This window comes from Cupriavidus sp. BIS7, from assembly GCF_000292345.1.
In the GTDB taxonomy this organism is placed as follows: domain Bacteria; phylum Pseudomonadota; class Gammaproteobacteria; order Burkholderiales; family Burkholderiaceae; genus Cupriavidus.
Genome location: NZ_ALOU01000093.1, coordinates 15839 through 28867, shown reverse-complemented (window position 1 = coordinate 28867; position 13029 = coordinate 15839). Strand labels below are relative to the sequence as shown.

General features: G+C 65.7%; 9 protein-coding genes. 4 read left to right on the top strand and 5 right to left on the bottom strand.

All coding sequences use genetic code 11. The annotated features are described in order from the left end of the window. Positions 1 to 87 precede the first annotated feature (87 nt). Positions 88 to 366, bottom strand: coding sequence for an HU family DNA-binding protein (locus B552_RS0125510; protein ID WP_019451897.1), 279 nt, complete (start codon positions 364 to 366; stop codon positions 88 to 90). A gap of 872 nt (positions 367 to 1238) precedes the next feature. On the opposite strand from B552_RS0125510, the gene B552_RS0125505 reads away from it, so the two are divergent. After that, positions 1239 to 1745, top strand: coding sequence for an SET domain-containing protein-lysine N-methyltransferase (locus B552_RS0125505; RefSeq protein WP_019451896.1), 507 nt, complete (start codon positions 1239 to 1241; stop codon positions 1743 to 1745). Positions 1746 to 1760: 15 nt separating this feature from the next. Here the strand turns inward: B552_RS0125505 and B552_RS0125500 are convergent, their stop codons facing one another. From B552_RS0125500 to phhA, 4 genes are all read right to left on the bottom strand, one after another. Continuing rightward, positions 1761 to 3443, bottom strand: coding sequence for a sensor histidine kinase (locus B552_RS0125500; protein ID WP_019451895.1), 1683 nt, complete (start codon positions 3441 to 3443; stop codon positions 1761 to 1763). Positions 3444 to 3486: 43 nt separating this feature from the next. Continuing rightward, positions 3487 to 4191, bottom strand: a complete 705-nt coding sequence (locus tag B552_RS0125495) for a response regulator transcription factor (protein ID WP_019451894.1) — start codon at positions 4189 to 4191, stop codon at positions 3487 to 3489. Positions 4192 to 4276: 85 nt separating this feature from the next. Then, positions 4277 to 4576, bottom strand: coding sequence for a 4a-hydroxytetrahydrobiopterin dehydratase (locus B552_RS0125490; RefSeq protein WP_019451893.1), 300 nt, complete (start codon positions 4574 to 4576; stop codon positions 4277 to 4279). A 110-nt stretch (positions 4577 to 4686) separates the two neighbouring features. Continuing rightward, on the bottom strand, positions 4687 to 5622 hold the full coding sequence (gene phhA, locus B552_RS0125485) for a phenylalanine 4-monooxygenase (protein WP_019451892.1): 936 nt from the start codon (positions 5620 to 5622) through the stop codon (positions 4687 to 4689). A gap of 139 nt (positions 5623 to 5761) precedes the next feature. Here phhA and B552_RS0125480 point away from each other — a divergent pair, with 139 nt between their 5' ends. The 3 genes from B552_RS0125480 (at position 5762) to B552_RS0125470 (ending at position 13020) form a co-directional block, all read left to right on the top strand. Further along, positions 5762 to 6241 carry an Lrp/AsnC family transcriptional regulator gene (locus B552_RS0125480; protein ID WP_019451891.1) on the top strand — a complete coding sequence of 160 codons (480 nt, stop codon included), beginning with the start codon at positions 5762 to 5764 and terminating at the stop codon, positions 6239 to 6241. 93 nt (positions 6242 to 6334) lie between these two features. Next, on the top strand, positions 6335 to 12322 hold the full coding sequence (locus tag B552_RS0125475; protein WP_019451890.1) for an MG2 domain-containing protein: 5988 nt from the start codon (positions 6335 to 6337) through the stop codon (positions 12320 to 12322). Beyond that, positions 12319 to 13020 carry a lysoplasmalogenase gene (locus B552_RS0125470; protein ID WP_019451889.1) on the top strand — a complete coding sequence of 234 codons (702 nt, stop codon included), beginning with the start codon at positions 12319 to 12321 and terminating at the stop codon, positions 13018 to 13020. The genes B552_RS0125475 and B552_RS0125470 overlap by 4 nt, the downstream gene beginning before the upstream one ends. The last annotated feature ends 9 nt before the right edge of the window (positions 13021 to 13029 follow it).

Below are 13029 nucleotides of genomic sequence, written 5' to 3'. Positions count from 1 at the left end.
CCCCGCCTGGCGCGCACCTGCGCCGGTTCTGGCGTCTGGCGGCGGCACGGCGGGGTCATACGATGGGCACGAAGGCGCCCGTCGGCATTACTGGTTGACGGCGTCCTTGAACTTCTGACCAGCCTTGAACTTCACGGTCTTCGCAGCTTCCACCTTGATCTCTTCGCCCGTACGCGGGTTGCGCGCCATGCGCTCGCCACGCTCGCCCTTGCTGAAGGTACCGAAGCCGATCAGGCTCAGGGTGTCGCCCTTGGCCACGGCGTCCATGATGGCGCCCAGGGTCACGTTGAGAGCCTGTTCAGCCTTGGCCTTGGTCAGACCGTCCACACCTGCTGCGATCGCGTCGATCAGTTCAGTTTTCGTCATGCTTCACTCCGTATCGAGTTGAAAAAACACTGACGCCCCGACCGGGGGCTCCACCCTGGAAGCCGCTCCGGCAAAGACGCCGCGGGCCACATCATACCGTGTCGGGCAAAGGGCACCGGGAACAGATTGTTACTGCCACCGGCTGTGCAGCCGCGCGGGTTGGGGGAAGGCAGGGTAATGGCGAGGGCCTGGAGCGCGTACCTGAAGCCCGTATACGGCCCTGGAAGGGCTTGGACGTTCCATAAGCCGCAGAGGGCCCAAGGAGACGTATACGGCCGTCTGAGGTCTTCCAGAGCCCCCAGGACCGCTGAGGGCCCCTAAGGACGTCTCAGGGCCTTCAGGGGGCTCCAGCAGCGTTTACGTGGCCTGCGGGCGGTATACGCGCCAGCGCACGTTGCCGCTGCTGCTTATTTTTTGATCTGGCCTGGAATTGGAGGGGTGCCGGCCACGCGTCGACGTATACGCCTGCCGGCGCATCTCATGCATACGGTTTACATCTTCTTTTCATGTATACGAATAGTAGTAGTAGGTAAGCAGCGCCCGTTTCTGTGGATAACCCCGTATACGTCAAGCAGATCAAGTGTTTACGTATACCGAAAGTGCAGGGAAGAATTCCCGGGCCGCGTGGATGACTCGACCGTTTGGATGAGGGGGTGGACGTATACCTCCCGAGTTGTTCCTGACTCGTCCCCATGCCAGCCCCAGTAAACCCACACCAAACGCGCGCGCTTTTCCACAGAAATTGGCCTGGTTATCCACATTGCCGGCTGTGACGTATACGGACCTGGCGCGTATACCTGACATGCCTCCACGGGTATCATCCGGTTCGCGCCGGACTGGACCGGCCATCCACCGTTTACGGGAATCAGCACATGTCGGACAAGGCCAAGGACGCCAAAGAGGAAAAGGCGGGCAAGAAGAAAACCGCCAGCGATCGCATCGAGGTGCGCCAATCGGGCGTGCACGGCAGGGGCGTATACGCGATCGGCCACATTGCCGAGGGCGAGCGTGTGATCGAGTACAAGGGCGAGCACATTTCGTGGAAGGAAGCGCTCAACCGCCATCCGCACGATCCGAGCGACCCAAACCACACTTTCTACTTCAGCCTGGAAGACGGTGACGTGATCGACGCCAAGTTCGGTGGCAACCGCGCGCGCTGGATCAACCACGCCTGCGAGCCGAACTGCGAGGCACGCGAGAAGAAGGGCCGTGTCTTTATCCATGCGCTGCGCGACATCCAGCCAGGCGAGGAACTGTTCTACGACTATGGCCTCGTGATCGACGCGCGCTACACGAAGAAGCTCAAGAAGGAATACGAGTGCCGTTGCGGCAGCCCGAACTGCCGCGGCACGATGCTGGCACCGAAGGACAAGAAGTAAGGCAGGACGGCCCGTTCAGGCCGCGGTCCCGGGCGCTTCGCAGGGGATCCGGATCACGAAGCGCATGGTCGGACGACGCACCGGCGGCTCGCCGCCCACGGTCTCGTCGATCTCGCCGGATACCGTCCCGGCGGCCAACGCTGTCTGGGGGCCTGTCTGGGAACCTGTCTGGGAGCCCGCAGGTGCGGGTACGTCCTCGATGCGGATCGTGCCCTGGTGCAGCGTCACGATCTCATGCACGATGGCCAGCCCAAGGCCCGCGCCGCTGGGCACGGCCTGGATCGGCTGCGCGCCCGGCGTGTGATCGCCGCGGAAGAAGCGCTTGAACACCTCCTCGCGGCGCGCCAGCGCAATACCGGGGCCGTTATCCTCGATCATCACCACGGCCATGCCGCGATGGCCCATGGCCTCGCCGCCGGCGCGCACCGTGATCCGCCCGCCCGAGGGCACATACTTCACCGCGTTGTCGATCAGGTTCGACAGTGCTTCCCGCATCAGCAGCCGGTTGCCGCGCACCACGGCTGGCGCACCGCCCGTGAACGTGGGACCGGGCAGCACTTCAAAGCCCAGGTCGACACGTCGCGCCAGCGCCTGCGGCACCCACTCGGCACCCGTTTCAAAGGCCAGTTCGGCCAGGTCGAAATGCTCGACCGGCCCAAGCCGCTCCAGCGACAACCCCGGCTCGGCCCGCGCCAGCGACAGCAACTGGTTGGACAGGCGCACCGCGCGATCGGCGGCAGTCTGGACTTCGCGCAAAGCCTGGCGTGCCACGTCGAACGAATCGGCATCGACCGCGCGATCGGCATGCAGCTTTACCGCGGTAAGCGGCGTGCGAAGCTGGTGCGCGGCATCGGCAATGAACTTGCGCTGGGCGTCCAGGGCGTCGCGCAGCCTGGACAGCAGCGCGTTCAGCGCGCGAATCAGCGGTTCGACCTCGGCCGGCACCTGGGTTTCGTCGAGTGCGGCCAGCGAGCGCGCGGTCTGGCGGTTGAGCTTGTCGGTGAGGATCTGCAGCGGTACAAGTTCTTCCTTCAGCACATGCGACAGGATCAGACCGCCAACCAGCAGCAGCAGGATCAGCGGCACTGACACCGACAGCAGGATTTCATTGGCCGCCGTTTCGCGGCGGTCGAGCAGCTCTGCCACCTCGATGACGATCGGCCCGCGCGGCGTGCTGGCTCCGCCAGGCGTACCCGCTTCATCGGGGCCGGGCGGCGGCAGGTTGACCGGCAAGCGCACCGCACGCACCTGGCGGCCGCTGAACCACGCATAGAACAGGCGCGCATCGTGCAGCGTGGTCTGGCCCGTGCCGTAGCCGAGCCAGGTATCCATGCCGCCGATCAGCCCGTCGGGACCGTGGATGCGCCAGTAGATCCGGTCGGAGCCTTCGGCTTCGACCAGGGTCTGCGCGATCATCGGAATGTCCTGATCCAGGCGTGGCCCGGCGATGCGGATCTGCTGGGCGATGTTGTTGGCCACGCCGTACAGCGCGCGATCGAACACCTGAGTCGTGTAGTGGGCGGCCAGCCAGTAAGACAGCGAGCCACTGGTCAGCACGAGCGCGAACAGCGGCGTGGCCAGCGCGCGCAGCAGATGCACGCGCAGGCTTGGGTTCGACGTTGGCTTCGGCTTGCCCGTCGCTGACGCGGCAGGCGTATCGCCGGCTTGTGCGGTGGAGGATGACGAACGCCGCCACATGGCGATTCAGGGCTCCGCGCGAGTGCTTTGGCTAGCGTGGGTGTTATTGCCCGGCACGGAGTTGCAGCAGGTAACCGAAGCCGCGCACCGTGACGATCTCGACATCCCCGTCCTCGAGCTTCTTGCGCACACGGTGCACGTAGACCTCGATGGCGGTGTCACCCACCGTGTCGCCGCCTTCGCCGGCCGGATGCGCGAACGTCGCCAGGTGGTCCTGCATTTGCGCCTTGCTGACCACACGGCCTTGGCGTTGCAGCAGCAGTTCGAGCACGGCGAATTCGCGCGGAGACAGTTCCAGCGGGCGGCCATCCACGAACATGCGGCGGTCGTTGCCGGACAGGCGCAGCCGGCCCAGCCGGACGTCGCGCTCGGGCGCCGCCTCGCCATGCTGGCTGCGCCGCAGTAGCACGCGCACGCGCGCCTCCAGTTCTGGCAACGCGAACGGCTTGACCAGGTAGTCATCGGCGCCAGCGTTCAGGCCGGAGAGCTTGTCTTCGAGTTCGTCCCGGGCGGTCAGGATGATGACGGGAGTGGTGCGGTTGCGGGCGCGGTAGCGCGCCAGCAGGGTCATGCCGTCGATGCCGGGCAGGCCCAGGTCGAGGATGACAAGGTCGTGCTGCTCGCGCAGCAGATGGTCGGTGGCATAGACACCGTCATGGACCACGCGTACCTGGTGGCCAGCACGGGACAAGCCGGCCTCCACGCCGCTGGCGATTTGACGGTCGTCCTCGATCAGCAGGATACGCATGGCAGCAAGACAACGAAACTATGGGAACGATGCCGCCGATTGTACAGGGCCGTTTCGTTGTCTGCCTTTCAGTTGCCCTACATCTTCAGCGTGCCAGGCCGGCGGCTGCCTTTTCGATGAACTGGGCCAGGTCGATGTCGCGCTGGGTCAGCCCATTGGCGTCGTGCGTGGACAGCGTGATGTCCACGCGGTTGTACACGTTGAACCACTCGGGGTGGTGGTCCACCTTGTCGGCCTGCAGCGCCACGCGTGTCATGAAGCCGAACGCGGCGTTGAAGTCCGCGAAGCGGAACGATTTCTGGATGGCGTCACGGTCCTGGACAGCGGTCCAGCCGGGAAGGCCGGCGAGCAGGCTCGCGCGGGCCTCTTGCGAGAGAGGAGTCATGATGGGCTCGATCTGAAGGGTAAATTCAAGACAAATGCCGGCCCGCCCGGGCCGCGGACGGCCGGGCATGCCGGCATTGTTTCACAAAGCAGCGGGTTGGATGGCCTGGCTCAGATGTCGTCGCTGTCGGCCCAGCCTTCGCGGGTGCCAACATTGATCACCTGATCGCCGTCGACGATATCGCCGGCGCCCAGCGTCGGCAGCGAGCGCAGTTCCGGGTACAGCGCGGTGAAGTCGGGGCGCGTGGCGTCAAACAGCTGTTCGAAACTGTCGATCACGAAGTACGTCTTCTGGAACGTGTCGATGCGGTAGCGCGTGCGCATGATCCGTTTCAGGTCGAAGCCGATCCGGTTCGGGCTGGCCGAATCAAGGCTGTAGATCGATTCGCCCTGGCTGGACAGGATGCCGGCGCCGAAGATGCGCAGGCCCGCAGGCGTGCGGATCAGGCCGAACTCCACGGTGTACCAGTACAGGCGTGCCAGCATGTCCAGCGCACCAAGCCGGGCCGCCTTGAGGCCGCCCTTGCCGTACGCCTCCATGTAGTCGGCGAAGATCGGGTTGATCAGCAGCGGCACATGGCCGAACACGTCGTGGAAGCAGTCCGGCTCCTGCAGGTAATCGAGCTGCTCGGGCTTGCGCATCCACCAGCTTGCCGGGAAGCGGCGGTTGGCCAGGTGCTCGAAGAACACTTCGTCCGGCACGAGGCCCGGCACGGCCACCACCTGCCAGCCAGTGGCGCGCATCAGCGTTTCATTGAGTTCTTCGAAGTCGGGCACGCGGTCGCGTTCCATGCCCAGCGTGGTCAGGCCCTGCAGGAATTCGTCGCAGACGCGGCCTTGCAGCATCGATGCCTGGCGGTCGTACAGCTTGCGCCAGATCGCATGGTCGGTGTCGGTATAGCGGTGCACCGGCTGGGCGATGGTGAAGTCCGGGCGCAGTTCCTGGCCAGACAGCAGGCCTTCTTCGAACTGTTCCTTGAGCTTGGCAGTCAGCGTGCCAGAAAAATTGCCGGAATTTTCTTGTGTAGCGGCCGGGGCGTCGATCATGTATGTCTCCATTGATGCGGAATTTCTGCATAGTCTAGCCATCCGCTGCTGCATTCAGGCCGCAAAATCGGCCTGCTTTCGTTCATGGATGCATATAATCCGCATGTAACGATTAATCGATGCGGTATCGCTGCAAGTCATGAACCCAACCAACCTGGACCCCTACGATTTATCGCTGCTGGCGGCGCTGCAGGACGACGGCAGGTCGACCCACCAGCAACTGGCCGAGCGCGTGCACCTGTCCCCAAGCCAGGTTGGGCGGCGCCTGGCGCGGCTGGAAGCCGAAGGGGTGATTACCGGCTATCGCGTGAACCTGTCGCCACAGGCGCTTGGGCTTGGGGTGCTGGTGTTCATCAGCGTCAAGCTGGCGCACCACGGCGACACGATCATCGAGCGCTTCCGCGAGGAAATCCTGCTGCTGGAGGAAGTGCAGGAGTGCTACTCGGTGGCGGGTGAGGCGGACTACCTGATCCGCGTGGTCGTGCCAGACCTGCCCACGCTGGCCGAATTCACGATGAAACGCCTGATGCGCGTGCCCGGCGTGGAAAGCGTGCGATCGAACATCGTCCTGACGGCGCTCAAGCGAGAAGGGGCGCTGCCGCTGTCGCATTTGCGCTGAATTCGCCGCCCGATCCGCCCAAAATGTGCAGAGGCTTGCGCTTGCCATGCGCGCATGTCACCCTCGCCCGGTGCCATTTCCGGAGAGGGCAGGATGATGTCGAAGATCGTCACGGCGGCTGGAACCGTCGCTGCGGGTCTCGCGCTGGGGGCTGCGCTGGGTGCGGCGATGTGGGTGCCGGCGGCGTCGGCCGCACAGATCACGCGCTTTTCACCCGAAGGGGTGATCCCGCAGGTGCGCCAGGTGGCAATCCGCTTCGACGAGCCGATGGTCCCGATGGGCGATCTCAAGGCCGCGCCTCCGGCAGCCGTGTCGTGTACGGGCGGCAGCGTTGGCGGCAGCGGACGCTGGGTCAACGCCACGAACTGGGTGTACGACTTCGAACGCGACCTGCCGCCGGGCGTGCGCTGTTCGGTGCGGATGTCCGCCGGACTCAAGAGCGTGGCCGGCAAGGCCTACGCCGGCAAACCGGAATACAAGTTTGAAACGGGCGGCCCGTTCGTGATTGCAGCGCGTCCGTCCGGCGGCCAGATCGAAGAAGACCAGGTATTCGTGCTGCGTTTCAATGGCGCGGCCACGGCGGGATCGGTCCGCGAACATGCCTGGTGTCAGGCCGAAGGCCTTGGTGAGCGGATTCCGGTACGGTTGCTGACGGGCAAGGAGCGCGACAGCGTCGTCGATGCCGTGCGCTGGAAGGAAATCGTCAAGCAGAACCCCGATGCCGTGCACCTGCTGGCTTGCCAGCAGCGCCTGCCCGCCGGTGCGCGCATGCAGCTTGTGCTCGATGCCGGCATTGCCACGCCGTCCGGCCTGGCCACCACCACGGCACGCCGCTTTGACTACGTGGTGCGCGAACCATTCGCTGCGGGCTTCACCTGCGAGCGTGAGCGTGCCGAAGCCCCATGCACGCCGTTGCGGCCGATGGTCGTGACCTTCACCGCGCCGGTGCCACGCAAGCTGGCCGAGCACATCGTGCTCAAGACGCCATCGGGGCCCCGCGCGCCGAAGTTCGATGACGAGCAGCCCGGCGATGCCCCCGTGTCGTCGATAAGGTTCCCCGGCCCGTTCCCGGAAAAGGCGAGCCTCACGATCGAAGCCCCGAAGGATCTGAAGGATGAGAGCGGCCGGGCGCTGTCCAATGCCGATCTGTTCCCGATCAAGCTGACCACGGCAGCGTTGCCGCCACTGGCCAAGTTCGCCGCCGCGCCGTTCGGCGTGGTTGAGCGCTTTGCCGATCTGCCACGTGGCAAGTCGCCAAACGACTATCCGCCGCTGCTGCCGGTGACGCTGCGCAACGTGGAAGCGGACCTTCCCGCCAAATTAGTGCGGGCAGAAGCGGGCACCGTGGCGCGGATCAAGGTCGATGACGACGGCGCGATCCTGCGCTGGTTCGGCATGGTCAAGCGCATGCACGAGAACGCGTGGACAAAACAGGAGCTCGACGCGATACGTGCCGGCAAGCCGCCGTCGGAGGCGCGCAGCCCGCGCAACGCGCCATCGATCGAAACGCGCTCCGTGTCATTGCTCGAGGGCGTTGCTGGCGCGAAGACGCTTGCGATCCCGAAATCGAACGATACGACGCCACGGCCATTCGAAGTGGTCGGCATCCCGCTGCCGGAACCGGGCTTTCATGTGGTGGAGATTGCGTCGCCAATGCTCGGTGAAGCGCTGCTCGGCAAGAAGGCGCCGATGTACGTGCGTACCGCCGTGCTGGTCACCAACCTGGGCGTGCATTTCAAGCTGGCGCGCGGCACAGCCGATGGCGACATGAGCGGCCTGGCGTGGGTCACCACGCTTGACGATGGCAAGCCGGTGGCCAATGCAAAGGTTGCCGTGCGCAGTTGCGACGGCGATCTGCTTGGCGAAGGCGCGACCGATGCCACCGGCGTGGCACGCTTCGCGAAGCTGCCCGACCGCCGCTACAAGGATTGCGCGAACGGCATGGAAGGTTATTTCGTGTCGGCCCGCATTGGTGCCGACCATGCCCAGGCACGCGGCAAGGCCGACATGGCGTTCGTGATGTCCGACTGGAATCGCGGCATCGAGACATGGCGCTTCAACGTGCCGACGGACCTGAGCCCGAACCAGACCGTGCGTGCGCATACGATCTTCGACCGCACGCTGCTGCGCGTGGGCGAAACGGTGTCGATGAAGCACCTGATCCGCACGGAAACCGCGCAGGGCTTCGCGCTGCCCGCCGCCATGCCGGAGAAGGCCGTTATTACGCATGAGGGCAGCGGCCAGACCTATGAACTGCCGCTGACGTGGCGCAGCACCGCCACCGGCGGCCGCAGCGCGGAGAACAGCTTCCAGGTGCCGCAGGCGGCCAAGCTCGGCGTCTACGGCGTGGCGCTGGTGTATGGCGATGGCCGCACGCTCGACAGCGGCAGCTTCCGCGTGGAGGCGTTCCGCCTGCCGGTGCTGGCCGGCACGCTATCGGTGATCAAGGACCCGAAGGCAAAGGGCAATGCGCTGGTGGCACCGGCCGAGGTGCCGGTTGGTGTCGAGATTCACTACACGAACGGCGGCGGCGCGTCCGGCCTGCCGGTGACCGTGTCGGCCCTGCTGCGCAACAAGTACGTGAACTTCGCCGACTACGACGACTTCTCGTTCAACCCGCCGCGTCCGCAGCAGCAGAGCGCCACCGGTGACGAGGACGAAGACCAGGAAGGCGAAAGCTCGCGCGACGAAACGGAAAAGCTCGTGGCGGACAAGCTGCCGATGACGCTCGACAAGGACGGCAATGGCAAGGTTTCGATGAAGAACCTGCCGAAGGTGAACGTGCCCGGCGACCTCGTGCTGGAAGCGGGCTTTGCCGATCCGAATGGAGAGATCCAGACGCTGCGCCAGACCGTGCCGGTGTGGCCGTCGGCCGTGGTAGCGGGCATCCGCGCCGCGAACTGGGTATCGGTCAGCCAGAAGCTTGCTGTCTATGGCGTGGTGCTCGACACGCAGGGCAAGCCGATTGCCGATTCGCCGGTGCAGATCAAGGCGCGCGCGCGGATCACCACCTCGGCGCGCAAGCGTGTGGTTGGCGGCTTCTATCGCTATGACAATCGTAGCGAGACAAAGGACCTTGGCGTGGTCTGCGAGGCGCGCACCGATGCACAGGGCCGCGCGCGCTGCGAAGTCGCGCTGTCGCAGGCGGGCGAAGTGGAACTGGTTGCCAATGCACGCGATGGCGATGGCCGCGTCGCGCAGGCGGCGACGACCGTATGGGTCACGCGTCAGGGTGAACTCTGGTTCGGCGGCGAGAACCACGACCGCATGGACGTGCTGCCCGAGAAGAAGGCCTACGCGCCGGGCGACACGGCAGTGTTCCAGGTGCGCATGCCGTTCCGCCGTGCGACAGCGTTGGTCGCCATCGAGCGCGAAGGCATCCTCGACACCGAAGTGATCGAACTGAACGGTACCGACCCGACCATCAAGCTCAAGGTCAAGCCAGAGTGGGGCCCGAACGTCTACGTCTCTGTGCTCAGCATTCGTGGGCGCCTGCGCGAAGTGCCGTGGTATTCGTTCTTCACGTGGGGCTGGCGCCAGCCGCTGGACTGGTGGCACGCGTTCCGCAGCGAGGGCAAGGAGTACGTGGCGCCGTCGCCGCTGGTCGATCTGTCGAAGCCGGCATTCCGGCTTGGCCTGGCGGAGATCCGCGTCGGCAACGAGGCGCACCGGCTCGACGTCACGGTAACGCCGGACAAGGCCACCTATCCCGTGCGCGGCAAGGCGCGCGTGGTGGTGCAGGTAAAGCTGCCCGACGGCAAGCCTGCCGCTAACGGTGAAGTGGCGCTGGCCGCCGTGGATCAGGCGCTGCTTGAACTGATGCCGAACACGAGCTGGAACGTGCTTGACGCGATGGTGCAGCGGCGCAGCTATGGCGTGGAAACCTCGACCGCGCAGATGGAGATCATTGGCCGCCGTCACTATGGCCGCAAGGCGGTGCCCGCGGGCGGCGGTGGCGGCAAGAGCCCGACGCGCGAACTGTTCGACACGCTGCTGCTGTGGAACCCGCGCGTGCAGCTTGATGCAGATGGCAAGGCAACGCTCGACGTGCCGCTCAATGACTCGCTGACGAGCTTCCGCATTGTCGCCGTGGCCGATCTCGGTGTGGGCCGCTTTGGCAGCGGCAGCGCGACGATCGCCGCGACGCAGGACCTGCAGATGATCGCTGGCCTGCCGCTGCTGGTACGCGAGGATGACAAGTACCGCGCGATGTTCACGCTGCGCAATACCACGCAACGCGCGATGACCGTGGAAGCAACGGCCCGCGCGACGCTCGTTGACGCCCAGACGCTGCCCGCGCAGACCGTGCAGATTCCGGCCGGCGAAGCGCGCGAGATCGGCTGGGATGTCACGGCGCCGGGCCTGCTGGCATTCAGCCGCAGCGGCACGATCATGTGGGAAGTTGCGGCCACGGAGAAGGGCACGGGCAACGCCACCGACAAGCTCAAGGTCTCGCAGCAGATCGTGCCCGCCGTGCCGGTCACCGTGCAGCAGGCGGCGCTCGCGCAGTTGACGCCCAACATGTCGATACCTGTACAGGCTCCCGAAGGTGCGCTGGCCGATCCCAAGGGCAGGCTGCGTGGCGGCATGCAGGTGTCGCTGCAGTCGTCGCTGGCTGGCGGTATGCCCGGCGTGCGCGAGTGGTTCCGCAACTACCCGTTTAGTTGCCTGGAGCAGCGTTCGTCCAAGGCGCTTGGTCTTGGCGATGCGGCGGCATGGGACGCGCTGATGGCGCAACTGCCTTCGTACCTCGACGGCAACGGGCTGGCCTCTTACTTCCCGCTGCGCAGCGACGGCAGTTATGGCAGCGAAGTGCTGACGGCCTATCTGTTGTCGATCTCCGACGAGGCCACGCGTGCAGGTTTGCCGATGCGCATACCCGATACGCTGCGCGAGCAGATGGAGCGCGGGCTCACCGCGTTCGTCGAGGGCCGCATCACGCCGCCGCGCTGGGCACCGTCATCGGCAACGATGGACCTCGACGTGCGCAAGCTTGCCGCGCTCGACGCGCTGTCGCGCACCGGCCATGCGCAGGCGCGCATGCTTGGCTCGATCCAGATCCTGCCCGAGCAATGGCCGACGTCGGCGCTGATCGACTGGCTCGGCATCCTGTCGCGCGTGCAGGACATCCCGCAGCGCGACAAGCGCATGACCGAGGCCACGCAATTGCTGCGTAGCCGGCTGACGGTGCAAGGCACGCGGCTGGTGTTCTCGACCGAACGCACGGACTACTGGTGGTGGCTGATGTCCGGCGGCGACGTCAATGCGGCAAAGCTGCTGGCGCTGGCCACGGAATTGCCAGGATGGAAGGACGACGTGCCGCAACTGGTGACCGGTTTGCTCGGCCGCCAGACGCGCGGCGCGTGGATGACCACCACGGCCAACGCATGGGGCGTGCTGGCCGTCCAGCGCTATGCGCAGGTGTACGAGAAGACGCCGGTGGCAGGTAGTGCGCGAGTCGCGCTGGCCGATGCCTCGCGCACGTTCGATTGGTCCAAGGCCACGCAGAAGGACGGTGTGGCCAGCGGCACGGTGGATCTGCCATGGCCGGCGGCATCGGCGGCACCTGCCACGCTGCATGTCGAGCAGCAGGGCTCGGGGCGGCCGTGGGCCACCGTGCGCGCGCTGGCTGCTGTGCCGCTCAGTGAGCCTGTGACTGCGGGCTATCGCGTACGCCGCACGGTGACGCCGGTGGAGCAGGCGGTTGCCGGAAAGTGGTCGCGTGGCGACACGTATCGCGTCAGGCTCGATATCGATGCGCAGGCCGACATGACGTGGGTGGTGGTCAGCGACCCTGTGCCAACCGGCGCGACGATTCTCGGCAGCGGTTTGGGCCGCGACTCCGAGATCGCCACACGGGACGAGAAAAAGACGTGGTCGGCGTTCACGGAACGCACGCCGGCGGCCTATCGCGAGTATTTCGGTTATGTGCCGAAGGGCGCGCTCTCGGTCGAGTACACGGTGCGGCTGAACAACGCCGGCGAGTTCTCGCTACCGCCAACGCGCGTGGAGGCGATGTACGCGCCCGACGTATTCGGCGAGACGCCGAACGCGAAGCTGACCGTGGGAGCACGGCCGTGAGCTGGATCGCCATGCGGATGCCCCCACGTGTGCGCGAATGGTGGATCGCCGGTGTGCTGGCCGGCGTTACCTACGGCGTCATGCTGATCCAGTTGTCGATGGACCTGCCCCCCGGCACGCCATTGACGGGCCAGATCGCGTATCAGCCGCTCTGGAAAATCGCGATGGCCATCATGCTTGCGCGTGCGGCGTGGTTTCATCGCCCGTTTTCCGAGCGGCGCTGGCTGGTCACCGCGCTGGTCTTTTCGGGGATCGGTGACCTGTTGCTGGCGCTGCCGGTCCTGAAGATCTCTTTCATTGGCGGACTGGCTGCGTTCCTTATGGCGCATCTGGCCTACCTGCGCCTGTTCGTGCCGTTGTTCGGCGACCTGCGGCCGCATCGGCTGATCGGCTGCGGACTCGTCATCGGTGCGGCAGGTGCGCTGCTCGGGCGCTTCTGGCCCAACCTTGGCGAGATGATGTGGCCGGTCACCGCCTACATCTGCGTGCTGGCGGCCATGGCCTGCGCGGCGCTGCTGGCGGTGGTGCCTACGCCGCTGACAGCGCTGGGCGCGTTGTTCTTCGTGTCATCGGACGCGATGATCGGCATGGCCAGATTCCTGTCACCGTTCGACACGTACCAGCTCGGCATCTGGTGGACCTATGCGATTGCACAGGTGCTGATCGTGGCTGGCGTCGTGACGCAGCGCGACGTGTGAGCGGCTGGA

What these genes read in the sequence shown, in the direction of transcription:
- B552_RS0125510 (WP_019451897.1), bottom strand. Translation starts at nt 366, where the DNA reads ATGACGAAAACTGAACTGATCGACGCGATCGCAGCAGGTGTGGACGGT.
- B552_RS0125505 (WP_019451896.1), top strand. Translation starts at nt 1,239, where the DNA reads ATGTCGGACAAGGCCAAGGACGCCAAAGAGGAAAAGGCGGGCAAGAAG.
- B552_RS0125500 (WP_019451895.1), bottom strand. Translation starts at nt 3,443, where the DNA reads ATGTGGCGGCGTTCGTCATCCTCCACCGCACAAGCCGGCGATACGCCT.
- B552_RS0125495 (WP_019451894.1), bottom strand. Translation starts at nt 4,191, where the DNA reads ATGCGTATCCTGCTGATCGAGGACGACCGTCAAATCGCCAGCGGCGTG.
- B552_RS0125490 (WP_019451893.1), bottom strand. Translation starts at nt 4,576, where the DNA reads ATGACTCCTCTCTCGCAAGAGGCCCGCGCGAGCCTGCTCGCCGGCCTT.
- phhA (WP_019451892.1), bottom strand. Translation starts at nt 5,622, where the DNA reads ATGATCGACGCCCCGGCCGCTACACAAGAAAATTCCGGCAATTTTTCT.
- B552_RS0125480 (WP_019451891.1), top strand. Translation starts at nt 5,762, where the DNA reads ATGAACCCAACCAACCTGGACCCCTACGATTTATCGCTGCTGGCGGCG.
- B552_RS0125475 (WP_019451890.1), top strand. Translation starts at nt 6,335, where the DNA reads ATGATGTCGAAGATCGTCACGGCGGCTGGAACCGTCGCTGCGGGTCTC.